The sequence below is a fragment of the Streptomyces sp. WG7 genome (assembly GCF_049975785.1).
Classification (GTDB): domain Bacteria; phylum Actinomycetota; class Actinomycetes; order Streptomycetales; family Streptomycetaceae; genus Streptomyces.
In genome coordinates this window covers 1-24,892 of sequence record NZ_JBNGGE010000056.1, presented here as the reverse complement: position 1 = coordinate 24,892, position 24,892 = coordinate 1, and the positions used below count along the sequence as shown (strand labels likewise).

Below are 24,892 nucleotides of genomic sequence, written 5' to 3'. Positions count from 1 at the left end.
GCCCTCCGCTCTCCGCTCTCCGCCCTCCGGGTCCTCGTCCGGCCCGGGAAACGTTCCGTCACTTTGTCGACACGGCCACTTTCGGACCCGTATCGACAAAGTGCGGAACCGTTCGATCTTCGAATGATCGACCGCGTGTCCGAATTGCTCGGATTGTTACTCACCAGATCGTGATCATTCTCTAAAGGCGAACGGGTTCGGTGCCGAAGACGACTGTGACCTTGAAAGCACGGTTCGTCCCGGCTTCACCCCCACGAGCCGGCCCCGTCCCGCCCCCCAGGAGGCCTGGTGTCCGTTCTCCTCGAGCAGCCTGCAAGCCTGGTCGCCTACCGCCCGAACAAGCCGACCGCCATGGTGGTCGTGGCCGACCCGCGCGTCCGTTCCACCGTCACCCGCCACCTGTGGGCGCTCGGTGTACGCGATGTCATCGAGGCCTCGTCCGTCGCGGAGGCTCGTCCCCGCATCGGCAACCCCCGCGACATCTGTGTCGCAGACGTCCATCTCCCCGACGGCTCCGGCCTGACCCTGCTGTCCGAGACCCGCGCCGCGGGCTGGCCCAACGGCCTCGCCCTGTCCGCCGCCGACGACATCGGCGCCGTACGCAACGCCCTCGCCGGCGGCGTGAAAGGCTACGTCGTCACCGGCACCCGCACCAACGTCGGGCTCCCCACCCGGCCGGGCGCCGCCCCCATCGGCGCCGCCGCCGCACGCCTGCACCGCCGCCCCCCGGGTGCCCCGAGCCACCCGGGCGGCTACCGCGAGCTCTCCGGCCGCGAGGTGGAGGTACTGCGACTGGTCGCGGAGGGCCAGTCGAACAAGGCGATCGGCGTCTCGATGGGCCTGTCCGCCCTGACCGTCAAGAGCCACCTGGCCCGCATCGCCCGCAAGCTCGGTACGGGCGACCGCGCCGGAATGGTCGCCGTGGCCCTGCGCACGGGCATCATCCACTGACCGCTCCCGAACCCGCCGCCTCCCGAACCCGACCGCTCGACTCCGGCCTCCCCCCACTCCTCTCCCACGCCCTCCGAAGCCCTCCCCCGTACTCCCCTCGCAGCGGGTCTTTCACCGACCTGACTGGTTTACGACCCCCCGGCGCCCGCCGACGGAACGTTCCGTCGGCGGGCGCCGTCGATCCACCGATACCCTTGACAGGTGACCGACGCCCACGAAACCGCAGCAGACCGTTCCCTGCGAACCACCGGAGGCGCTCCTCCGGACGACGCCGGATCTTCTGCGAGTCAGGCGCCGACCCCCTTGCTCGAACCACGCGAGGGCATTCCGCAGGTGATCGCCGACGCGGACGCCCTCGCCGAGGTGACCGCCGCCTTCGCCGCCGGCCGCGGCCCCGTCGCCGTCGACGCCGAGCGCGCCTCCGGCTACCGCTACGGCCAGCGCGCGTACCTGGTGCAGCTGCGCCGCGAGGGCGCCGGGAGCGCGCTGATCGACCCGGTGGCCTGTCCCGACCTGTCCGGTCTGGGCGCGGCGATCTCAGGTGTGGAGTGGGTGCTGCACGCGGCCACCCAGGACCTGCCCTGCCTGCGGGAAATAGGGATGGTGCCCACCCGCCTCTTCGACACCGAGCTGGCCGGGCGGCTCGCCGGGTTCCCGAGGGTCGGCCTCGGCGCGATGGTGGAGAACGTCCTGGGCTTCGTCCTGGAGAAGGGCCACTCGGCCGTCGACTGGTCGACGCGCCCGCTGCCCGAACCGTGGCTGCGCTACGCCGCGCTCGACGTCGAGCTCCTCGTCGACCTGCGCGACGCGCTGGAGAAGGAGCTCGACCGGCAGGGCAAGCTGGAGTGGGCCCGGCAGGAGTTCGACGCGATCGCGTCGGCCCCGCCGCCCGAGCCCCGCAAGGACCCGTGGCGCCGTACGTCCGGCATGCACAAGGTGCGCCGGCGCCGTCAGCTCGCCGTCGTGCGGGAGCTGTGGCAGACCCGGGACCGCATCGCGCAGCGCCGGGACGTCTCCCCGGGCAAGGTGCTCGGGGACGCGGCCATCGTCGAGGCGGCGCTCGCACTGCCGGTCAACGCGCACGCGCTGGCCGCGCTGAACGGGTTCGGGCGGGTCAACCGCCGGCAGGTGGAGCAGTGGCAGGTGGCGGTGGACCGGGCCAGGAGTCTGTCCGAGTCGCAGTTGCCGCAGCCCGGTCAGCCGGTGACCGGTCCCCCGCCCCCGCGGGCCTGGGCCGACAAGGACCCGGCCGCCGCGGCCCGGCTGTCCGCCGCGCGGGCGGCGGTGACGGCGCTGGCCGAGCGGCTGAACATGCCGCAGGAGAATCTGATCAGTCCGGACACGGTGCGCAGGGTCTGCTGGGAGCCGCCCGCTGCCGTCGACGCGGAGTCGGTGGGCGCGGCCCTCGCCGGGCACGGGGCCCGGCCCTGGCAGGTGGAACAGGTGACACCGGCGCTGGTCACGGCGCTGGCGAAGGGCGTGTCGTAGGAGGCGGAGCGGCGAGTTCCGGCCAAGATCCGGAGATGGGGCGGCGACCCGGCGGTGTGACGTTCGCCGCTCCAGGCGGGGGGACTGGGCAGCTACGTTACCCACAAGTAGCATGGGGCTGAGCGCGCGCTCAGTGCATGCGCGCCGCAGCAGTGCCACCCCGCACCCTGGAGGAGAGCCATCGTGCCTCGTACCGTCAGGGACGTCGTCTTCGTAGACGGCGTCCGCACCCCGTTCGGCAAGGCGGGCCCGAAGGGCATCTACCACGAGACCCGCGCCGACGACCTGGTCGTGAAGGCGATCCGGGAGCTGCTGCGCCGCAACCCCGGCCTCGACCCCAAGAAGATCGACGAGGTCGCCGTCGCCGCGACCACGCAGATCGGTGACCAGGGCCTGACCATCGGCCGCACCGCCGGCATCCTCGCGGGCCTGCCCACCTCGGTCCCGGGCTACTCGATCGACCGCATGTGCGCGGGCGCCCTGACCGCCGTCACCTCGGTGGCCGGCTCCGTCGCCTTCGGCGCGTACGACGTCGCCATCGCGGGCGGTGTCGAGCACATGGGCCGCCACCCGATGGGCGAGGGCGTGGACCCGAACCCGCGGTTCGTCAGCGAGAAGCTGGTCGACGAGTCCGCCCTGTTCATGGGCATGACCGCGGAGAACCTGCACGACCGCTACCCGAGCATCACCAAGCAGCGCGCCGACGAGTACGCCGTGCGCTCGCAGGAGAAGGCCGCCAAGGCGTACGCCGACGGCAAGATCCAGGCCGACCTGGTGCCGGTCTCCGTGCGCCGCACGAACGAGGAGGCCGGTGAGACGGGCTGGGGCCTGGTCACCGCCGACGAGCCGATGCGTCCGGGCACCACGCTGGAGAACTTGGCGGGCCTGAAGACGCCGTTCCGCGTGCACGGCCGGGTCACCGCGGGCAACGCGGCCGGTCTGAACGACGGCGCGACCGCCTCCCTCATCGCGAGCGAGGACTTCGCCCGCGAGAACGGCCTGCCGGTCAAGATGCGCCTCGTCTCGTACTCCTTCGCGGGTGTCGAGCCGGAGGTCATGGGCTACGGCCCGATCCCGGCGACTGAGAAGGCCCTGGCCCAGGCCGGCCTGTCCATCGACGACATCGGCCTGTTCGAGATCAACGAGGCCTTCGCCGTCCAGGTCCTCGCCTTCCTGGAGCACTACGGCATCGCCGACGACGACGCGCGCGTCAACCAGTACGGCGGCGCCATCGCCTTCGGCCACCCGCTCGCCTCGTCCGGCGTCCGCCTGATGACGCAGCTGGCCCGCCAGTTCGAGGAGCAGCCGCACGTCCGCTACGGCCTGACCACCATGTGCGTCGGCTTCGGCATGGGCGCGACGGTCGTCTGGGAGAACCCGCACTTCGAGGGGGACAAGTGAGCACCACCACCGCAGAGCTTCTGAAGGGTGCGGCCGAGCTGTTCCCCGGCGAGGTCGTCACGAGCGCCCACGTGCGCCACTTCGACCTCCCCCTGGGCGCCGGGCGCTTCGCGCTCATCACCCTGGACAACGGCCACGACCACACCAAGCCGACCACACTCGGCCCGCAGTCGCTGGCGAACATCGACGCCGCGATCGACCAGGTCGAGAAGGAGGCCGCGGACGGCGACATCGTCGGCGTCGGCGTCACCGGCAAGCCGTTCATCTTCGCGGTCGGCGCCGACCTCAAGGGCGTCGAGCTGCTGAAGCGGCACGAGGACGCGCTGGCCATCGGCAAGGGCGGCCACGACGTCTTCAAGCGGCTGTCGAAGCTGGCCGTGCCGACCTTCGCCTACTACAACGGCGCGGCCATGGGCGGCGGCGTCGAGATCGGCCTGCACTGCTCCTACCGGACGGTCTCGGCCGCCCTCCCGGCGTTCTCGCTCCCCGAGGTCTTCCTCGGCCTGGTCCCCGGCTGGGGCGGCTGCACGCTGCTGCCGAACCTGATCGGCGCCGACAAGGCCGTCTCGGTGATCATCGAGAACAGCCTGAACCAGAACAAGCAGCTCAAGGGCGCGCAGGTCCACGAGCTCGGCATCGCGGACGCGATCTTCGAGGGCGCGGACTTCCTGGAGCAGTCGCTGACCTGGACCGCGTCCGTCCTCAAGGGCGAGATCGTCGTCGAGCGTCCGGCCATCGACCGCGGCGAGGCCTGGGACCAGGCCGTCGCCAAGGGCCGCTTCATCGCCGACGGCAAGGTGCACGGCGCCGCCCCGGCCGCCTACCGCGCCCTGGACATCATCGCCGCCGCCAAGAACGGCGACCTCCAGCAGGGCTACGACGCCGAGGACCAGGCCCTCGCCGACCTGATCATGGGCGGCGAACTGCGTTCCGGCATCTACGCCTTCAACCTGGTGCAGAAGCGCGGCAAGCGTCCGGCCGGTGCGCCCGACAAGGCGCTGGCCCGCCCGGTCACCAAGGTGGGCGTCGTCGGCGCCGGCCTGATGGCCTCGCAGCTGGCCCTGCTCTTCCTGCGCCGCCTGGAGGTGCCGGTCGTGCTGACCGACATCGACCAGGAACGCGTCGACAAGGGTGTGGGCTACGTCCACGCCGAGATCGACAAGCTGCTGGGCAAGGGCCGGATCAACCAGGACAAGGCGAACCGGCTGAAGGGCCTGGTCTCCGGCGTCCTGGACAAGGCCGAGGGCTTCGCGGACGCCGACTTCATCATCGAAGCGGTGTTCGAGGAGATGGGCGTCAAGCAGAAGGTGTTCGCGGAGGTCGAGGCGGTGGCGCCCGCGCACGCGATCCTCGCCACCAACACCTCCTCGCTCTCCGTGTCGGAGATGGCGTCGAAGCTGAAGCACCCCGAGCGGGTCGTCGGCTTCCACTTCTTCAACCCGGTCGCGATCCTCCCGCTCCTGGAGATCGTCCGCGGCGAGCAGACCGACGAGGCCTCGCTGGCCACGGCGTTCGGCGTCGCCAAGAAGCTGAAGAAGACCGCGGTCCTCGTGAAGGACGCCCCGGCGTTCGTCGTGAACCGCATCCTGACCCGCTTCATGGGCGAGATCCAGAACGTCATCGACGAGGGCACCCCGGTCGAGGTCGCGGAGAAGGCGGTGGAGCCGCTCGGCCTGCCGATGTCCCCGCTGGTCCTGCTGGAGCTGGTCGGTCCGGCGATCGGCCTGCACGTCTCGGAGACCCTCAACCGGGCCTTCCCCGAGCGCTTCACCGTCTCCCCGAACCTCAAGGCGGTCGTCGAGGCGGGCAAGCGCGGCTTCTACGTCTACGACAGCGGCAGGCCCGAGCTGGACCCGGAGGTCGCCGCGCTGCTGAAGCAGGGCGACACCGTCCTGACCGAGGAGCAGGTCCGCGACCGCGTCCTGGACGCGGTGGCCCAGGAGATCGGCCTGATGCTCGACGAGGGCGTCGTCGCCGAGGCCCAGGACATCGACCTCTGCCTGATCACCGGCGCCGGCTGGCCTTTCCACCTGGGCGGCATCACGCCGTACCTGGACCGTGAGGGCGTCGCCGAGCGGGTGAACGGGAAGCGGTTCCTGGAGCCCGGAGTGGCTTCGGTCCCGGCGTAACCGCCCCGGGGGCCGTCGTCCCGGTCCCCCGCACCTGTCCGCCCCCGTCGCTCTCCGGAGCGGCGGGGGCGGAGGCGTACCACCGGTCCGGGTCACCGGTCCGGGCCACCGGTCCGGGCCACCGGTCCGGGCCACCGGTCCGGGCCACCGGGCAGGGTCACCGGGCAGGCAACGCCGGGTGGTGGTCGCGGCGCGGGAACAGGGTTCACGGGTCGACATCGGCGTGTGCGGCCAGACGTGTGCGGCCAGGCGTGCGCGGCCAGGCGTCCTCGGGGACACCGCTCACGCGCAGCGTCAGCAGGACGGGCTCCGTCCACCGCCCGCACCGGTCCACCGCCCGCACCGGTCCGTCGTCCGCACCCGTCCATCGGCCCGCCACGGTCCGTCGCCGCGGGCTGAGGCACCCCCGGGCGTTCCGGGTGCCTCCCGTCAGACCTCCTGCCACGCCGTGAACGCCGGCTCCGGCTCGTCCTCGTGGCGGGCCAGCAGCAGCTGTCCCGTCGAGGGCGACAGGACCGCCGCGACCACCCGGTCGTCGGCGTCCAGGGCGAGGGAGACCTCGGCGTCCGCGGGCAGTTGCGGCCCGGACTCGGTCCACCGGACGCCCGCCGACTCCTGCTCGCTGGGGTAGGCCGCGAAGGCGACCCGGCCGGAGGAGGAGCACTGGGCCAGCAGCGTGCGGTCGTGGCCGCCGAGTTCGCAGCGGACGGCCGCGACCGGTCCGGGCCCCGCCGCGGGGAGCAGGGGGACCGGCTCGGCGCCGGGGCGCCAGGCGGACAGGTGGCCGGACGCGTCGGTGAAGAACAGGGTGGTGTTCTCGGCGGAGGTGGCCAGGGCACGCAGGGTGCCCGGGCGGGCCTCGGCCGCCACCGACTCCAGGTCCTGGAACCGGGCGCCGGCTGCCTCCTGACGCCAGTGCACGAGCCGGCCGGGGGCGGTCGCGTACGCGGCGACGCGGCCGGCCCCGTCCACCGCGGTCGCGAGGCCGTCGTGGAGGTCCTCACCCCTGAGGTCACGCCACGGGCCCCAGCCGCCCTTCTGCTTCTGCGGGCGCAGGCCGAGCCCTCCGTCGCCGTTGCGGACGAAGATGTGCGCGCGTCCCTGGTCGTCGACCGAGACGACGGGGGTTCCGGTGCGGTCGCCCTTGCCACCCGGGCGGCCGACGGAGTCCCAGTCCAGGGGGGCCAGCAGGGGCCGGAAGTGGGTGGAGTGCACCACATCCGCCTCGCCGGTCGCCGTGGGCCGCCAGGAGACCAGATGCACGTACCCGTCGGTGCCTTGTCCGACGCCCAGGACGGGGTGCAGCCGCTGGTCGCCGCCCACCCTGCGCGGGGCGTCCCAAGGGCCGCCCGGTACGCGCTCCGCGCGGCACAGGACCGCGTCGTGGGACACCTGATAGACGCTGAGCCGACCATCCCGGCCGCGTATGAGCCACTCGCCGTTCACCGGATCACCTTAATCTGCGGCTCGTGGCCTCACCCGAGGCGGGTCGGGTCAATGCGACCCTGCCTCCATGGACGACAACGCACCCCTGCTCGTGATCGTCGACGCCGCGAACGTCGTCGGGTCCGTGCCCGACGGATGGTGGCGGGACCGGCGCGGGGCCGCGGAGCGGTTGCGGGACCGGCTGGCGGCGGACGGGGTACCGGGGCGGACCGGCCGGGTGGAGATCGTCCTGGTCGTCGAGGGCGCGGCCCGGGGGGTGGACTCGGTTCCCGGCGTACGGGTGGAGTCGGCGCCCGGCAGTGGGGACGATCACATGGTCGAGCTGACCGCCCGGGCCGCCGGTGGCCGTCCTGTCCTGGTCGTCACGGCCGACCGCGAGCTCCGCCGCCGTGTGACGGAGCTGGGCGCCGAGGTGGCGGGGCCGCGGACCGTCCGGCCCGGGTGACGGCGACCCCGCCCCTGCGCACGCCGCCCGGCACCGCGACTCCCCGCGAGAACGGGGCACGCGGGGCCGGAGCGACGACGATCAGGGGGTGTCTCCTCCGGACGGCTTCGCCGGCCTTCCGGCCGGCGCCTCCTCGCCGAGGCCCAGGCGGCTGTGGCTGCGGCCGTAGAGGAAGTACACGACGACGCCGATCGCCATCCACACGCCGAACCGCACCCATGTCTCGGCGGGCAGGTTCAGCATCAGCCACAGCGAGGCGGCCACCGACACGATCGGCAGCAGCGGCACCAGCGGAGTGCGGAAGGCACGGGGCAGGTCGGGGCGGGTGCGGCGCAGGATGATCACGCTGAGCGCGACGATGACGAAGGCGAACAGCGTGCCGATGTTCACCAGCTCGGCGAGTTCGCTCAGGCTGGTGAAGCCGGCGACGATCGCGATGAGGACGCCGAGCAGGATCGTCGGCCGGTACGGCGTGCGGAACTTCGGGTGGACGCGGGAGAAGAAGCGCGGCAGCAGTCCGTCGCGGCTCATCGCGAAGAACACCCGGGTCTGGCCGAGCAGCAGGATCATGCACACCGTGGTCAGGCCGACGGCGGCGCCGAAGCTGATCACGCCGGCGAAGAAGGGGTGCCCGGTGGACTTGAAGGCGTCGGCGAGCGGGGCGTCGATGGACAGCTCGCTGTAGTGCTGCATGCCGGTGACGACGATCGAGACGGCGACGTAGAGCGCGGTGCAGATGAAGAGGGAGCCGAGGATGCCGCGGGGCATGTCGCGCTGCGGGTTCTTGGTCTCCTCGGCGGCCGTGGCGACGATGTCGAAGCCGATGAAGGCGAAGAAGACGACCGAGGCCGCGGTGAAGATGCCCATCACGCCGAAGTTGGCCGGCGCCCACCCGAACATCAGCTGGATCAGTGGTGAGTGCAGGCCCCCGCCCGCCTCGACCGGCTGCGACTTCGGGATGAAGGGCTCGTAGTTGGAACCCTTGACGAAGAAGGCACCCGCGATGATCACGATGAGGACGACGGTCACCTTGATGGCGACGACGATCGAGGTGACGCGCGCCGACAGCTTCATGCCGAGGACGAGGATACCGGTGAGCACCAGCACCAGGACGGCGGCGAGGATGTCGAAGCCGAACCCCTCGGCGCCGTCCCGGCCGCCGAGCGCCGCGGGCATCTGCCAGCCCGCGTTGTCCAGCAGTGAACGGATGTAGCCCGACCAGCCGACGGCCACCACCGCCGTGCCGAGCGCGAACTCCAGGACCAGGTCCCAGCCGATGATCCAGGCGGGCAGCTCGCCGAGCGAGGCGTAGGAGAAGGTGTACGCGGAACCGGCCACCGGGACCGTGGAGGCGAACTCCGCGTAGCAGAGCGCGGCGAGCGCGCAGACGACGCCGGCGACGACGAAGGCGAGGGCCACGGAGGGGCCGGCGTTGTTCTTGGCGACCGTGCCGGTCAGCACGAAGATGCCGGTGCCGATGATGACACCGACGCCGAAGACGGTCAGGTCCAGCGCGGACAGGGACTTCTTGAGCGCGTGCTCCGGTTCCTCGGTGTCCCGGATGGACTGCTCGATCTTCTTGGTCCTGAAGAGACTTCTGCTCACGGGTACCTCCGACGCTTGTCGTCCTCGACATGATCGAGAGGGGGCGTAGTGCGTATGCCCCAGCGTGAGCGGATTCACGCGGATGGGCCGGTTCCGCCACTGCAACGAGTGGAGAGACCGGCCCATCGGCGCAACAACGGTCGCGCGGCGTCAGTCGCGCGCGGCCTCCACCGAGTCCGCCTCGGAGCGCTCGTACCGTCCGTCGAGCTTGGCGACCAGGCCGGTGACCTGGCGGGCGATGTCCGGTGCGGTGAGCCCGATCTCGGCCAGGACCTCGGCGCGGGAGGCGTGGTCGAGGAAGCGCGGCGGGATGCCGAAGTCGCGCAGCGGTACGTCGACGCCCGCGTCGCGCAGCGCCTGGGCGACGGCGGAGCCGACACCGCCGACCCGCGAGTTGTCCTCGACGGTGACGACGACGCGGTGCCGCTCGGCGAGCGGGGCCATGGCCTCGTCGACGGGCTTGACCCAGCGCGGGTCGACCACGGTGGTGGAGATGCCCTGCTTGTTCAGCAGGTCCGCCACCTCCAGGCACATCGGCGCGAGGGCGCCCACGGAGACCAGCAGGACGTCCGGGTCGTCGGTGCCGGGGGCGCGCAGCACGTCCATGCCGCCGACGCGGCCGACGGCCGGTACGGCGGGCCCGACGGCGCCCTTGGAGAAGCGGACCACGGTCGGCGCGTCGTCCACCGCGACGGCCTCGCGCAGCTGGGCGCGGACCTGGTCGGCGTCGCGCGGGGCGGCCAGGCGCAGGCCGGGGACGACCTGGAGGATCGACATGTCCCACATGCCGTTGTGGGAGGCGCCGTCGGTGCCGGTGACACCGGCGCGGTCCAGCACGAACGTCACGCCGCACTTGTGCAGGGCCACGTCCATGAGGACCTGGTCGAAGGCGCGGTTGAGGAAGGTGGCGTACACGGCGAAGACCGGGTGGACGCCGCCGTGGGCGAGGCCGGCCGCGGAGACCGCGCCGTGCTGCTCGGCGATGCCGACGTCGTAGACGCGGTCCGGGAAGGCCTTGGCGAACTTGTCGAGGCCGACCGGCTGGAGCATCGCGGCGGTGATGGCGACGACGTCCTCGCGCTCCTTGCCGAGCTCGAGCATCTCGTCGCCGAAGACGGAGGTCCAGTCGGCGCCGGAGGTGGAGATGGGCAGGCCGGTGTCGGGGTGGATCTTGCCGACGGCGTGGAAGCGGTCCGCCTCGTCCGCCAGGGCGGGCTGGTAGCCGCGGCCCTTCTCGGTGAGGCAGTGCACGATGACCGGGCCGCCGAAGCGCTTGGCGCGGGTGAGGGCGGACTCCAGGGCCTCGAGGTCGTGGCCGTCGATCGGGCCGACGTACTTCAGGCCGAGGTCCTCGAACATGCCCTGCGGGGCGATGAAGTCCTTGAGGCCCTTCTTGGCGCCGTGCAGGGTGTCGTAGAGCGGGCGGCCGACGACCGGGGTGCGCTCCAGGAGGTCCTTGGTGCGGGCCAGGAAGCGCTCGTAGCCGTCGGTGGTGCGCAGGGTGGCCAGGTGGTTGGCGAGGCCGCCGATGGTGGGGGCGTAGGAGCGCTCGTTGTCGTTGACGACGATGACGAGGGGGCGGTCCTTGGCGGCGGCGATGTTGTTCAGCGCCTCCCAGGCCATGCCGCCGGTGAGGGCGCCGTCGCCGATGACGGCGACGACGTGGTCGTCGCGGTCGAGGACCTGGTTGGCCTTGGCGATGCCGTCGGCCCAGCCGAGGACGGTGGAGGCGTGGCTGTTCTCGATGACGTCGTGCTCGGACTCCGCCTGCGAGGGGTAGCCGGACAGGCCGCCCTTCATCTTCAGCTTCGAGAAGTCCTGACGGCCGGTGAGCAGCTTGTGCACGTAGGACTGGTGGCCGGTGTCCCAAAGCACCTTGTCCTTCGGCGAGTCGAAGACGCGGTGCAGGGCGAGGGTCAGTTCCACCACGCCGAGGTTGGGGCCGAGGTGGCCGCCGGTCTTGGAGACGGCGTCGACGAGGAAGGTGCGGATCTCCTCTGCCAGCCGGCCCAGCTCGTCCAGGCTGAGCCGGTCCAGATCGCGCGGTCCCGTGATGCGGGTCAGCAGCGGCACCCGTGCCTCCTTGCAGTAGAGCTGTTGCCGGGCTTGTCGAGTCTAATGTTCCGCTGTGGCGGAACGTGTCCGGGCGGTGCGTCGTACGTCACGCGTTCGGCCTTACCCACCGGCGGTCCGTTCTACGGCTTCCCGCCCGCGTGCGGAAACCGGCCCCGCCGGCCGCCGTTCCCGGGATTCCCGGGATTCTGCCGCACGGGCGTCGTCCCGTCCGCGAGGAGCCCCCGTACGAACACGCCCGCCCAGACGGTCGGCGTCCCCCGCGGACCGGACGGTACGCCCGCCCCCGCGACGGCGGGCCACCGGCCCCGCACGGAGGACGACGTCCGCGGCCGCCGGCACCGTCCGTCCCGTGCGGGTGGACGGCGGGACCGGGCCGCCGGCCGGCCGCGTGCGGACAGCACAGCGCCCGCCCGAGGGCTCAGCTCGGGCGGGCGGCGGTGCGGCCGCGACGTGCGCGGTGTCCGTCAGGGCCGGCCTTGGCGGGTCGAGCCGCGGACGAGGGGCCCGGCACGCCCTCCCCCGCACTTACCGGAGGACGCGGGTGGTGCTTCCCGGCGGGGTCGGCGCGTTCCCGCGCCCCTGAGCCGCCCGGCAGCCTTACGCGCGGCCGGCCGTCTTCTGCGTCTTGCGGGTGACCGCGTCGATGACGACCGTCGCCAGCAGTACGCCACCGGTGATCATGTACTGGACCGGCGAGGCGACGCCCTGCAGGGCGAGGCCGTACTGGATCGAGACGATGACCATCACGCCCAGCAGCGCGTCCCAGGTGCGGCCGCGGCCGCCGAAGAGGGACGTGCCGCCGATCACGGCCGCGGCGATGACGTTCATCAGGAAGTCGCCGGCTCCGGCACCCTGGTTGGCGGAGGCGATCCGCGACGCGACGAACAGGCCGCCCATCGCGGCGAAGGTGCCGGCGATCGCGAAGACCGAGATCCGGACCAGTTCCACGTTGATACCGGCGCGGCGGGACGCCTCGACGCTGCCGCCCAGGGCGAAGACCATGCGGCCGTAGGACGTACGGCGCAGCACGAAGTCCGTGAGCAGTAGGAACGCGAGGAAGATCACCACGGCCAGCGGCAGGCCCTTGTACTGGTTGAAGACGATCGCCGCGGCGAAGACCAGGACGGCCAGCAGCACCGTGCGCACGATGATCTCGTTCAGCGGCCGGGACGGCACGCCCGCGGCCTCGCGGCGGCGGCTGTCGAAGAAGGCGGAGAGGAAGTACCCCGCGGTCACGACGATCGCCAGACCGTAGGCGGCGGCCACGTCGCTGAAGTAGTAGCTGGTCAGCTTGACGACGATGCCGTCGCTGTTCAGGTTGATGGTGCCGTTGCTGCCGAGGATCTGCAGCATGAAGCCCTGCCAGAACAGCAGGCCGGCCAGCGTCACGGCGAAGGCGGGGACGCCGATGCGGGCGAAGACGAAGCCGTGGATGGTGCCGGCCACGGTACCGGTGAGGATGGCCAGCACCAGGGCCAGCACCTCGTTCATCCCGTGCGTGATGTTCAGCACCGCGAAGGTGGCACCCGCGACACCGCTGACCGAGCCGACCGACAGGTCGATCTCGCCGAGCAGCAGGACGAAGACGATACCGACGGCGATCATGCCCGTGCCGACCATGGCGACGGACATGTCGGAGAAGTTGCCGGCGGTGAGGAAGTTGGAGTTCAGGCTGGTGAAGATGGCCCAGATGAGCAGCAGACCGACGACGACCGGTATGGACCCGAGGTCACCGGCCTTCATCTTCCGCTTGAACTCGCCGAGGTAGCCCGCGAGGCCCTGCTCGCGCACCAGCAGTCGCGGGTCGACCGCGGCGACGGCGGCGGGGGCCGCGTCGGAGTTCTCCGCCGCGCTGTCCGCGGCGGCGGTGGAGGTCTTGTCGATGCTCACTTCTTGATCTCCCCATTGGTGCGCGCCGCACGACGGGTCACGGCGTTCTCCGTGGCGCCCGTGATGGCGGAGATGATCTCTTCCTGCGAGGTCGACTTGACCTCGAAGACGCCGTTGTTGCGCCCGAGGCGCAGGACGGCGACCTTGTCGGCGACCGCCTTCACATCGGCCATGTTGTGGCTGATGAGGATGACCGCGTGGCCGCGCTCGCGCAGCCGCTCCACGAGGTCGAGGACCTGGGCGGTCTGCTCGACACCGAGGGCGGCGGTGGGCTCGTCGAGGATGACCAGCTTGGGCTCGCCGAGCATGGACCGGGCGATCGCCACGACCTGGCGCTGACCGCCGGAGAGCGAGGCGATCGGGATGCGGACGCTGGGGATGCGGATGGACAGGGTGTCCAGCAGCTCGCGTGAGCGGCGCTCCATCTCCACCTCGTCCAGGACGCCGCGCCTGCGGATCTCCCGGCCCAGGTAGAGGTTGCCGACCACGTCGATGTTGTCGCACAGCGCGAGGTCCTGGTAGACGGTCGCGATGCCCAGGTTCTGGGCGTCGTGCGGCTTGTTGATCGAGACGGCCTTGCCGTCCCACTCGATGGCGCCTTCATCGATGGGGTGCACGCCGGCGATCGTCTTGACCAGCGTGGACTTTCCGGCGCCGTTGTCGCCCACCAGGGCGACCACTTCACCGGCGTGGACCTCAAGCTCTACGTCGGTGAGCGCCTGGACGGCACCGAATCGCTTGGAGACCCCGCGCAACGCCAGCACGGGCGTAGCGGACACGTGAACCATCTCCTTCGCCGCCTGACCCGGCGGGAGGTTGTGCAGAAGTTTGGGGGGTGTTCCGTCCGGCGCCCCGCCTAGCTTGCGGGGCTGATGAGTGCGGGGCGCCGGAGGAAGCTGCGTGCAGCCGGTCCCGTACGCGCTCACGCGGTACGGGAGGCGGGGCTGCTTACTTGAGACCGATCTTGTCGCAGGCGGCCTTGTAGCTGCCGGCGCAGATCTCGTCGAGGGTGTAGAAACCCTCCTTGACGACGGTGTCCTTGATGTTGTCCTTGGTCAGCGAGACGACCGGGATGAGGACCGTGGGGATGCCCTTGGTCGTGGCGCTGTCGACCTTCTCCTTGGCGATGGAGTCGAGCGACTCGCCCTTGGCGAGGGCGACGGCCATCTCGCCCGCGACCGTGGCCTCCTGCGGGTAGGACTTGTAGACGCTCATGTACTGCTCACCGGTGATGATGCGCTGCACACCCGCGAGTTCGGCGTCCTGGCCGGTGACCGGGATGTTCGCGATGCCGGCACGCTTCAGCGCCGTGATGACACCGCTCGCCATGCCGTCGTTGGCGGAGTAGACACCGATGATCTTGTCCTTGCCGAGGGCCGAGATGGCCGCCTGCATGTTGGAGTTGGCGTTCTCCGGCTTCCACTCCTTGGTGTCGTACTCGCGGCCGATGTTCACCTTGCCGTCGAGGACGGAGTGGGCGCCCTCCTTGAACTGGGCGGCGTTCGGGTCGGTGGAGGCCCCGTTCATCATGACGATCTGGCCGTCCTTGGCCTTGTCGCCCAGCGCCTCCAGCAGGGCCTCGCCCTGCGCCTTGCCGACGGTGTGGTTGTCGAACGAGGTGTAGGCGTCGATCGGGCCCTCGGCCAGGCGGTCGTAGGCGACGACCGGGATGCCCTGGTCCTTGGCCTTCTTGATCGAGCCGGCGATGGCCTTGGAGTCCACGGCGTCCACGATGAGCACGTCGACCTTGTTGGTGATCATCGTGTCGACCTGCTGGGACTGCACCGTGGCGTCCTGCTTGGCGTTGGCGTAGACGACCTCGCCCTTGTTGTTCGTGAGCTCCTTGACCTTCTTCTCGATCAAGGGCTTGTCGAACTTCTCGTACCGCGCGTTCTGGTTCTCCGGCAGGAGCAGACCGACCTTGATGTCGTCGCCCTTCTTGGCGGACGAGTCGGACGAGTCCTTGTTCTCGTCGGACTCCGCGGCACTGCCGCAGGCGGCGAGCGAGAAGGCCATGGCGGTGGCGGCAACGGCGACGGCGGCACGACGCATACGCGTGTTCACTTCAGAAACCTCCCTGACGAGGCCGCGTCGTTGCGGCCGAGGTGGCTGGAAGTCAACTCGGCCGCACGTGCGACGTCAAGAAGTAAATCCTTAACGAGATGACAACGGTGCCATCCGTGCTCTAAGTGAAGGCAGGGCTGACCGCCGACAGGGCCCCGGTCGCGCTTCCGTCCAAAAGCGTCGAATCACCCATCTCGCTGAGGGCGAGGGCGAGTGCCCCGAGCACCTCCGCGCGTCCCCCAAGTGCCCCGGGCAGCACGGAGAGTTGACGCGCCGCACTGGGGATCGCGTAACGGCCGACGGACTCCCGGATCGGGCCGAGCACCAGCTCACCGGCCTCCGCCAGATCGCCGCCGAGGACGACGCGGCTCGGGTTGAGCAGGTTGCAGAGGTTGGCGACGCCGCTGCCGATGTGGCGCCCGACGTCGGCGATCACCCGACGGCAGCCCGGGTCACCGTCCCTCGCCAGCCGCACGACGCCCTCCATCGTCAGATCGGCGCCGTGGCCGGGCTGGAGGAGCGGGAGCACGTAGCGTGCGGCCGCGAAGGTCTCCAGGCAGCCCCGGTTTCCGCAGCGGCAGACGGGACCGGCCTCGTCGAGCGTGATGTGCCCGATCTCGCCGGCCGTGCCGCCGGGTCCGCGATAGATCTTGCCGTTGATCACCAGGCCCGCGCCGACGCCGCTGGCCACCTTGATGTACGCCAGGTCCCGCACCCCCCGGCCGCTGCCCCAGACCAGCTCGCCGAGGGCGCCGAGGTTGGCGTCGTTGTCCACGTGCACCGGCACGCCGAGCCGCCCCCGCAGCTCCTCGGCGGGCTTGGTGCCGCCCCACCCGGGCAGGATGGCGGTCGAGCCCAGCGTCCCGGACTCGACGTCGATCGGGCCGGGCACGCCGAGGCCCACTCCGGCGATCTTGGAGCGGTCGACGCCGGTCGCGTCGATCAGCCGGCTGACCAGCTGCTCCGCCCGGTCGAAGCCCTGCGCGGCGGAGGCGTCGACGTCCAGCGGCTCGGACTCCTCGGCGAGTACCTGGTGGGCGAGGTTGCCGACCGCGACGCGCAGGTGCGTGTGCCCGAAGTCCACGCCGATGACGATGCCTGCGTCCCCGCTCAGCGAGACGCTGCGGGCTCGTCGGCCGCCCGCCGACGTGGGGGTGACCTCGACGGTTCCGCTGTCCTTCAGTTCCCGGACGATGTTCGAGACCGTCGCCGCGGACAGGCCTGTCGTCCTCGCGATCTCCGCCTGCGTGAGCGACCCGGCGAGCCGTACCGCTCGTACGACCCGTTCAAGGTTGGCTCGGTGCAGCGACGACTGCGACCCCGGAGTCTCCACGACGACCTCCTGCGCGCGGGGCCGCTTCAATGAGGCCCCGTCCATGTCCAACTAGTGAACCCTAAGCTGAGCCGTTCGGGTCACCTCCCGTCAAGAGGTTGAACCGCATCCGGGTGCCCGGCACGCATATCCGCACACACGTGCGCGTGCCGCCCCGGGATTCCCTGAGCGGCACGCGCACGGTGACGGGGGCGTTACTTCAGGGCGCCCGCGGTGAGCCCCTGGACCACCTGTCGCTGGAAGATGATGTACGCCGCCAGCACCGGCAGCATCGCCATCACCAGGCCCGCGAACAGGCCCGACCAGTCGCCCTTGTAGCCCTGGCTGACCGCCAGCTGCACCAGGCCCTGGGTGAGTACGTGCTTGTCCGGGTCCGTGTTCAGCACGGTCGGCAGCATGTACTGGTTCCACTGCCCCAGGAAGTTGAAGATCCCCACACTGATCAGGCCGGGCTTGGCCATCGGCAGCATGACCTGGAAGAACGTCCGGGTGTGCGAGGCCCCGTCCACGAACGCCGCCTCCGCCACCGAGGTGGGCAGGGTGCGGAAGAACCCGGTCAGGAAGAACACCGTGAACGGCAGCGAATAGGCGATGTAGACCAGGATCAGCCCGTGGAGGGTGTTCAGCATCCCCATGTTGTCCACCACGTAGAACAACGGGACCAGCGCGAGCATGATCGGAAAGCTCATGCCGGCGATGAACAAGTAGTAGATGAACCGGTTGCCCGGGAAGTCGAACCGGGCCAGCACGTAGGCCGCCATGGACCCCAGCACCAGGGTGCCGACGAGCGAACCGCCCACCACCAGGACGGTGTTGAGGAAGTAGTCGCTCATGTGCGCCTGGGACCAGGCCCGCGACCAGTTGTCGAAGTTCAGCTTGTCCGGGAGCGACCAGGGCGAGCCGAAGATCGAGGCGTCGTCCTTGAAGGAGGTCATCACCGCCCACACCAGCGGCATACCGACCATGATCGCCCAGATGACGAGGACGCCGTGGGAGAAGACGTTGAGGGTGGTGCCCTCCTTCTTCCCCTTCCGGGGCCCGCCGGGCGGTGCGTCGGTCTTGCGGACGGGCGCGCCGGACTCGGCCGGTACGGGGGCGGGGGTCTCGGTCGTCTTCATGTGATCAGTACTCCAGCCGCTCGCGCCGGCCCAGCCGCATCACGACGGCGGCGAAGGCCAGCGTGACGAGGAGCAGGGCGACGCCGATGGTGGTGGCGTAGGCGGCCTGACCGTCACGGAACGCCTTCTGGTACACGTACAGGACCATGACGGTGGTCGAGTAGTCGGGACCGCCGGGACCGGTCGTCATGATCTGTACGACCGCGAACGACTCGGCGCCCAGCGCGAGGATGCCCATGTAGACCCAGCCGGACTGCACGGTGTCCCACAGCAGCGGCAGGGTGACCTTGAAGAAGGTGGCGGCGCGGTTCGCCCCGTCCAGCAGCGCGGCCTCGTACAACTCCGCCGGGATGGAGGCCATGCCCGCGGAGAAGAGGACCACGAAGAAGCCGACCGTCGACCAGACGAGCACCGCCATCACGCACCACAGCGCGAGGTTCGGGTCGCCGAGCCACAGCGGCTGGACGGAGTCCAGGCCGATGCCCCGCAGCAGGGAGTTGATCGCTCCACTGTCCGGGTTGTACGCGAACGCGAACAGCAGGGCGACGATCGCGATGGAGAGCACCTGCGGGAAGAAGTAGACGATCTTGTAGAAGCCGGAGCCGCGGACACCGGTGATCGCGGGCCCGCCGCGGCGGCGGCGCCCGCCCACGTTGATCATGAAGGCGAAGAAGAGCGCCAGTCCGAGTGTCACCAGCGGCACCAGCAGCGCGAACATCACGCTGTGCCGCAGCGACTTCCAGAAGATGTCGTCGTCGAGCATCCGCGAGTAGTTGTCGAAGCCGACCATCGAGAACTCGGGACTGAGGCCGGTCCAGTTCGTGAACGAGTAGTAGATGGACTGGACGAACGGCCAGATGACGAAGAGCGCGTACAGCCCCAGGGGAACCGCCAGGAACCCCACGATGAACCGGTACTTGCCGTGCTGCATTGCTACCGACCCCGATCTGCGCGCGGGTGGCGCCGCCAGGGCCCGTCCGGCACACCGGCGCCGGACAGGCCCTGGTGACACGTCCTCACTGGTGCTTGTAGTGCTTGATCGACGAGTCCTTGGCGGCGTCGTCGGCGTAGCCCTGGATCTTCTTGATGGTCTCGGCCGGGGTGAGCCGGCCGGCCATCATCTCGCCCAGGCAGCCGACGCCGATCTTCTCCTTCTGGAGCTGCACGTACCAGTCCTGCATGCGCGGGTTCACCACGTTGTCGCCGGCCAGTTCCAGCGCCGCGACACCGGACTTGAGGCCCGGGGTGAGCTCGATGCCGTCGGTGCCGCCGTTGTAGGCGCTCAGCGACTTCACCTTGCTGGTGAAGTTCTTCGACGAGGCCTCGCTGAGCATGATGCGCAGCTGCTCCATGCCGCCGGCGCCGTTGGCCGCCTTGGCCGGGACGATGAAGGGCTCGCCGCCGGAGGCCCAGATGGTGCCGAACGGCATCTTGTCGGAGCCGTCGATGCCGGGCGGGGCGGAGACGCTGAGCTGGAAGTCGGCGGGGATGACGTTGGCCGACTCGTTCTCCACCCAGGAGCCGTTCGGGAGGAACAGGGCGTCGCCCTTGGCCCAGGCGGTCTGCGACTGGATGTGGTCCAGGCCCGGGGTCCCCTTGAGGATGTAGCCCTTCCTGTAGAGCTCGTACCATGCCTCGAAGACCGTCTTGACCGCCGGGTGCTTCCAGGCGTTCGGCTCCAGGTTGTCGATGGCGTTCAGCACCTCGACGCCGCCGACCTTGGCGATCATCGGGGACATCGCGAAGGGGATGTAGTACGGGTGCTTGCCCGCGTACGTCCAGCCGGCCATGCCCTTCTGCTTGGCCTTCTCGCAGACCGCGAGCATCTCGTCCCAGGTCTTGGGGTACTCCGCGTCGAGGGAGTCCAGGGCCTTCTGCGAGTACCAGTTGCCGTACACCGTGTAGGCGTAGTACAGGATCCAGATCGGGTCCCCGTCGAACTGGCCCATCTCCACGATGCCGGGCCGCAGCGTGTCGCGGACCTTCTTGTTCGGGTCGTCGTAGGACGGGGCGTCCAGCAGCGGGGTGAGGTCGGCGAGCTGCTTCTTGCCGACCAGGACGCCCATGTCCATCTGCTCGGCACCGGAGTTGTCGACGAGGTCGGGCGGATTGCCGCCGTTGAAGCGCGGCTGCAGGGTGGACTGGATCTTCTGGGTGGCGGCGAACTTCACCGTGGCCTTCGGGAAGGCCTTCTCGTACAGCTTCACGGCGTCCTCGGCGTACTCCTTGCCGAAGCCTCCGTCGAAGAGGACGAATTCCATCTGGGCGCTCTCGTTGACCGCGAGCGGGTTCTCGGCGGACTTCTCGCCCGCCTCCGCCTTCTCCTGGTCGTCCCCGCCGCCGCTCGCGCAGGCGGAGAGGAAGCTCATGGTCGGTACGGAGATCAGGCCGAGCGCGGCGGACCGCTTGATCAGATCGCGGCGGCCGACGCCCTTGCCGTCGTACTCGGCGGAAGTGGATCCCATGCTCAAGTCCTCGCCTTCTCCAGGACTCAGGCGGTGAACCGGATCCTCCCCGGCACCGCGATCGGGTCACGCTGGGTCGTGCAGGAAGTGCGGGTACTGCCGTGCGGGTACTGCCGTGTGCCTGTTGCCGTGCGCTTGTGCCGTGCGGGTGCTGCGTGCGCGTACTGCCGTGCGGGTGCCGCGTGCCGTACGCGTACCGCCGCGCGGGTCCTGCGTGCGGGTCCTCCATGCGGGCACTGCTGTCGAACACCGCTGTTCGGGCGCTCTGGCGGTTCCTTTCGCCTGTTCCCCCCGGATCCCCCGATGGCCGACAGGTATAGTCCACTTTCCGCCGGTGGAGCAAGATCGAATGCAAGGTTGGCGGTACGTCTTTTCCGAGTTGAGACCTCCCGGAAATATGAGTGGCCTGTGCGCCACTTGCCGGAAGAATCCGCGGCATAAGCCCCGAACGCCACATCCAACACCCTTGACATCACATGCCACTTGACCCCTACTGGTCCTTGCCCAGTTGAGTTGACAACGTTGTCCCCAGCGCAGGGAGGGTGGCCAGAGCATGCAGTACAGGGTTCGGCACAGATGGGGTCCGGCGGTCGTGGTGACGACCGCCTTCGCTTTGGCGGTGGGTTCACAGGGGGCGGCGGTCGCGCTGCCCACCGCGCCCGCCAAGGCCGACCGGGAGTTCGCGTCCTCGTTCGAGTCGGACGACCCGGTTCCGGACTGGCTCAGCACGGTGGACACCGACCCGGACGGCAACAAGCGGTCCGCGGGCCTGGACGGCGGCTACAGCACCGGCATACCGGGCAACGTCACCGAGGACGTCACCGGTGTGCGGGCCAGCGCCGAGAACACGGGCGGCGGCGAGGTGAAGGAGAACCTCGTCGACGGTGAACCGGGCACCAAGTGGCTGACCTTCGCGCCGACCGGCTGGGTCGAGTTCGACCTGGACGAACCGGCGAGGATCGCCAAGTACGCGCTCACCTCGGCCAACGACCACGCCGAACGCGACCCCGTGGACTGGACGCTGAAGGGATCGGCGGACGGCGAGACCTGGCGGACGCTGGACACCCGCTCCGGGGAGTCCTTCGGCCAGCGCTTCCAGACGAAGACGTACGAGCTCGCCGAGGCCGCCGAGTTCCAGCACTTCCGGCTGGAGATCACCAGGAACAACGGGGCGGGCGACGCGCTCCAGCTCGCCGACGTACAATTGGCCACCGCCGCCACCGACACGCCCGTTCCCGAGGACATGCTCTCCCTCGTCGACCGCGGCCCGAGCGGCTCGCCGACGGCGAAGGCGGGCGCCGGCTTCACCGGCAAGCGGGCCCTCAAGTACGCCGGCCGGCACACCGCGGACGGCCGGGCGTACTCGTACAACAAGGTCTTCGACGTCAATGTGAAGGTCGAACGCCGCACGGAGCTCTCCTACAAGATCTTCCCGTCGATGGCGGACGGCGACCTCGACTACGACGCCACGAACGTCGCGGTCGACCTCGCCTTCACCGACGGCAGCTACCTGAGCGACCTCGGTGCGACGGACCAGCACGGCTTCCCGCTCAGCCCGCGCGGCCAGGGCGACGCCAAGGTGCTGTACGTCAACCAGTGGAACAGCGTGAAGTCGGGGATCGGGTCGGTCGCGGCCGGCAAGACCGTCGACCGCGTCCTGGTGGCGTACGACTCCCCGAAGGGCCCGGCGAAGTTCCGCGGCTGGCTGGACGACGTGGTCATCGAGCGCGTCAAGCCCGAGCGGCCCAAGGCGCACCTCTCCGACTACGCGCTGACCACCCGCGGCACCAACTCCAGCGGCAGCTTCTCCCGCGGCAACAACTTCCCCGCGACCGCCGTGCCGCACGGCTTCAACTTCTGGACGCCGGTGACCAACGCGGGCGTGCTGAACTGGCTGTACGACTACGCGCGCGGAAACAACGAGGACAACCTGCCCACCCTTCAGGCGTTCGGCGCGAGCCACGAGCCGAGCCCGTGGATGGGCGACCGGCAGACCTTCCAGGTGATGCCGTCCGCCGCCTCCGGCACCCCGGACACCGGCCGGGAGGAGCGCGAGCTGGCCTTCCGTCACGAGAACGAGACGGCCCGGCCGTACTACTACGGGGTGCGGTTCGAGAACGGCCTGAAGGCCGAGATGGCGCCGACCGACCACGCGGCGATGATGCGCTTCACCTACCCCGGTGACGACGCGAGCGTGATCTTCGACAACGTCGAGGACAAGGGCGGCCTGACCCTGGACAAGGAGAACGGCACCTTCTCCGGCTACTCGGACGTCAAGTCCGGCGGGTCCGCGGGCGCCACCCGGCTCTTCGTCCACGGCGAGTTCGACAGCGAGGTCACCGGCGGCGACTCCAGCGGCGTCAAGGGCCACCTGCGCTTCGACGCGGGCCGGGACCGCACCGTGACGCTGCGCATCGCGACCTCGCTGATCAGCGTCGACCAGGCGAAGGACAACCTGCGCCAGGAGATCCCGGAGCGCACCTCCTTCGACAAGGTCAAGCGCGACGCCCAGAGGCAGTGGGACCGCATCCTCGGCAAGGTGAAGGTCGAGGGCGCCACGCAGGACCAGCTGACCACGCTGTACTCCAGCCTCTACCGGCTGTACCTGTACCCGAACGCGGGCCACGAGAAGGTCGACGGAGAGTACAAGTACGCCTCCCCGTTCTCGAAGGCGGTCCAGGAGGACACCCCGACGCATACCGGCGCCAAGATCGTCGACGGCAAGGTGTACGTCAACAACGGCTTCTGGGACACCTACCGGACCACCTGGCCCGCGTACTCCTTCCTGACCCCGTCCAAGGCCGGTGAGCTGGTCGACGGCTTCGTGCAGCACTACAAGGACGGCGGCTGGACCTCCCGCTGGTCCTCCCCCGGCTACGCGGACCTGATGACCGGCACCTCCTCGGACGTGGCGTTCGCCGACGCGTACGTCAAGGGCGTCGACTTCGACGCGAAGGCGGCGTACGACGCGGCCGTGAAGAACGCCACCGTCGTGCCCCCGTCCTCGGGCGTGGGCCGCAAGGGCATGGACACCTCGCCGTTCCTCGGCTACACCAGCACCGCGACGCACGAGGGCATGTCGTGGGCGCTGGAGGGCTACCTCAACGACTACGGCATCGCGAAGATGGGCGAGAAGCTCTACGAGGAGACCGGCGAGAAGCGGTACGAGGAGGAGTCGGCGTACTTCCTCGACCGCGCCCAGGACTACGTCAACATGTTCGACGCGAAGGCCGGCTTCTTCCAGGGCAAGGACCTCGCGGGCGACTGGCGCGTGGACTCCGAGAAGTACGACCCGCGCGTGTGGGGCCACGACTACACCGAGACCAACGGCTGGGGCTACGCCTTCACCGCCCCGCAGGACAGCCGGGGCCTCGCCAACCTGTACGGCGGCCGGGACGGCCTCGGCGACAAGCTCGACGAGTACCTGTCCACCCCCGAGACGGCCTCCCCGGAGTTCAAGGGCTCCTACGGCGGTGTCATCCACGAGATGACCGAGGCGCGCGACGTCCGCATGGGCATGTACGGGCACTCCAACCAGGTCGCCCACCACGCCCTGTACATGTACGACGCGGCCGGGCAGCCCCACAAGACGCAGAAGAACGTCCGGGAGGTGCTCTCCCGCCTGTACACCGGCAGCGACATCGGCCAGGGCTACCACGGTGACGAGGACAACGGCGAGCAGTCGGCCTGGTTCCTCTTCTCCGCGCTCGGCTTCTACCCGCTGGTGATGGGCAGCGGCGAGTACGCCATCGGGTCCCCGTTGTTCACCAAGGCGACCGTCGAGCTGGAGAACGGCCGCAAGCTGGTCGTCAAGGCGCCGAAGAACAGCACGGAGAACGTCTACGTGCAGGGCCTGAAGGTCAACGGCAAGCGCTGGAACTCGACTTCGCTCCCCCACTCGCTGATCGCGAAGGGCGGTGTCCTGGAGTTCGACATGGGCCCGCGGCCGTCGAAGTGGGGCACCGGCAAGAACGCGGCGCCGGTGTCGATCACGAAGGACGACAAGGTGCCGGCCCCGCGTGCGGACGCGATCGAGGCCGAGGGCGCCCTGTTCGACGACACGTCGGCGACGGACACGGCCGTGACGTCGGTGGACCTGCCGGTGCCGGAGAAGGGCGCCGAGGCCCTCCAGTACACGCTGACGTCGTCGGCGGACCGGGCGAAGGCCCCGACCGGCTGGAAGCTCCAGGGATCGGCCGACGGCACGACCTGGAAGACGCTGGACCAGCGCTCCGGCGAGTCCTTCGCCTGGGACCGGCAGACCCGGGCGTTCTCGGTGACGTCACCGGGCACGTACGCGAAGTACCGGCTGGTCCTGGACGGCGAGCACACGCTGGCGGAGGTGGAACTGCTGGCGTGAGCGGATGAGACACGGGAGTGGGGGGGGGGGGGGGGGGGGGGGGGCGCCCCCCCCCCCCCCCCCCCCCCCCCCCCCCCCCCCCCCCCCCCCCCCCCCCCCCCCCCCCCCCCCCCCCCCCCCC

General features: G+C 70.2%; 16 protein-coding genes. 6 read left to right on the top strand and 10 right to left on the bottom strand.

The features are described 5' to 3' along the window. Positions 1-288 precede the first annotated feature (288 nt). From ACP4J0_RS33725 to ACP4J0_RS33710, 4 genes are all read left to right on the top strand, one after another. Positions 289-951, top strand: a complete 663-nt coding sequence (locus ACP4J0_RS33725; RefSeq protein WP_003972894.1) for a response regulator transcription factor — start codon at positions 289-291, stop codon at positions 949-951. Positions 952-1,152: 201 nt separating this feature from the next. Further along, the gene (locus tag ACP4J0_RS33720) at positions 1,153-2,439 is read left to right on the top strand and encodes an HRDC domain-containing protein (protein ID WP_426602527.1); all 1,287 of its coding nucleotides are present in this window, start codon (positions 1,153-1,155) and stop codon (positions 2,437-2,439) included. Positions 2,440-2,622: 183 nt separating this feature from the next. Continuing rightward, entirely contained in the window at positions 2,623-3,840 is a 1,218-nt protein-coding gene (locus tag ACP4J0_RS33715; RefSeq protein ID WP_426602525.1) for a thiolase family protein, read from the top strand. After that, positions 3,837-5,969 (top strand): 3-hydroxyacyl-CoA dehydrogenase NAD-binding domain-containing protein, encoded by a 2,133-nt coding sequence (locus ACP4J0_RS33710; RefSeq protein WP_426602523.1) that lies wholly within the window; start codon positions 3,837-3,839, stop codon positions 5,967-5,969. Before ACP4J0_RS33715 ends, ACP4J0_RS33710 begins: the two co-directional genes overlap by 4 nt. Before the next feature lie 429 nt (positions 5,970-6,398). Here ACP4J0_RS33710 and ACP4J0_RS33705 read toward each other — a convergent pair whose 3' ends face one another. Further along, positions 6,399-7,415 (bottom strand): hypothetical protein, encoded by a 1,017-nt coding sequence (locus ACP4J0_RS33705; RefSeq protein WP_426602521.1) that lies wholly within the window; start codon positions 7,413-7,415, stop codon positions 6,399-6,401. Between the two features lie 67 nt (positions 7,416-7,482). Here ACP4J0_RS33705 and ACP4J0_RS33700 point away from each other — a divergent pair, with 67 nt between their 5' ends. Next, the gene (locus ACP4J0_RS33700) at positions 7,483-7,860 is read left to right on the top strand and encodes an NTP pyrophosphohydrolase (protein ID WP_426602519.1); all 378 of its coding nucleotides are present in this window, start codon (positions 7,483-7,485) and stop codon (positions 7,858-7,860) included. 81 nt (positions 7,861-7,941) lie between these two features. Here ACP4J0_RS33700 and ACP4J0_RS33695 read toward each other — a convergent pair whose 3' ends face one another. The 9 genes from ACP4J0_RS33695 to ngcE all read right to left on the bottom strand — a co-directional run bounded on the left by ACP4J0_RS33695 (position 7,942) and on the right by ngcE (position 20,411). Next, on the bottom strand, positions 7,942-9,465 hold the full coding sequence (locus tag ACP4J0_RS33695) for an amino acid permease (protein WP_426602517.1): 1,524 nt from the start codon (positions 9,463-9,465) through the stop codon (positions 7,942-7,944). A 150-nt stretch (positions 9,466-9,615) separates the two neighbouring features. Further along, complete coding sequence (gene dxs, locus ACP4J0_RS33690) at positions 9,616-11,538, bottom strand: 1-deoxy-D-xylulose-5-phosphate synthase (protein WP_426602515.1); 1,923 nt, start codon at positions 11,536-11,538, stop codon at positions 9,616-9,618. A gap of 600 nt (positions 11,539-12,138) precedes the next feature. Then, the gene (locus tag ACP4J0_RS33685; RefSeq protein WP_426602513.1) at positions 12,139-13,431 is read right to left on the bottom strand and encodes a sugar ABC transporter permease; all 1,293 of its coding nucleotides are present in this window, start codon (positions 13,429-13,431) and stop codon (positions 12,139-12,141) included. Next, on the bottom strand, positions 13,428-14,219 hold the full coding sequence (locus ACP4J0_RS33680) for an ATP-binding cassette domain-containing protein (RefSeq protein ID WP_164412101.1): 792 nt from the start codon (positions 14,217-14,219) through the stop codon (positions 13,428-13,430). The genes ACP4J0_RS33685 and ACP4J0_RS33680 overlap by 4 nt, the downstream gene beginning before the upstream one ends. A gap of 160 nt (positions 14,220-14,379) precedes the next feature. After that, a complete protein-coding gene (locus tag ACP4J0_RS33675) occupies positions 14,380-15,483 on the bottom strand; it encodes a sugar ABC transporter substrate-binding protein (protein WP_426602564.1) in 1,104 nt (367 codons plus the stop codon). 133 nt (positions 15,484-15,616) lie between these two features. Beyond that, entirely contained in the window at positions 15,617-16,828 is a 1,212-nt protein-coding gene (locus tag ACP4J0_RS33670; protein WP_426602510.1) for an ROK family transcriptional regulator, read from the bottom strand. A gap of 194 nt (positions 16,829-17,022) precedes the next feature. Then, a complete protein-coding gene (locus tag ACP4J0_RS33665) occupies positions 17,023-17,946 on the bottom strand; it encodes a carbohydrate ABC transporter permease (RefSeq protein ID WP_426602508.1) in 924 nt (307 codons plus the stop codon). Positions 17,947-17,950: 4 nt separating this feature from the next. Further along, positions 17,951-18,877 (bottom strand): carbohydrate ABC transporter permease, encoded by a 927-nt coding sequence (locus ACP4J0_RS33660; RefSeq protein WP_426602506.1) that lies wholly within the window; start codon positions 18,875-18,877, stop codon positions 17,951-17,953. An 85-nt stretch (positions 18,878-18,962) separates the two neighbouring features. Next, entirely contained in the window at positions 18,963-20,411 is a 1,449-nt protein-coding gene (gene ngcE / locus ACP4J0_RS33655) for an N-acetylglucosamine/diacetylchitobiose ABC transporter substrate-binding protein (RefSeq protein ID WP_426602504.1), read from the bottom strand. Positions 20,412-20,964: 553 nt separating this feature from the next. On the opposite strand from ngcE, the gene ACP4J0_RS33650 reads away from it, so the two are divergent. Continuing rightward, positions 20,965-24,771, top strand: coding sequence for a GH92 family glycosyl hydrolase (locus ACP4J0_RS33650; protein ID WP_426602502.1), 3,807 nt, complete (start codon positions 20,965-20,967; stop codon positions 24,769-24,771). The last annotated feature ends 121 nt before the right edge of the window (positions 24,772-24,892 follow it).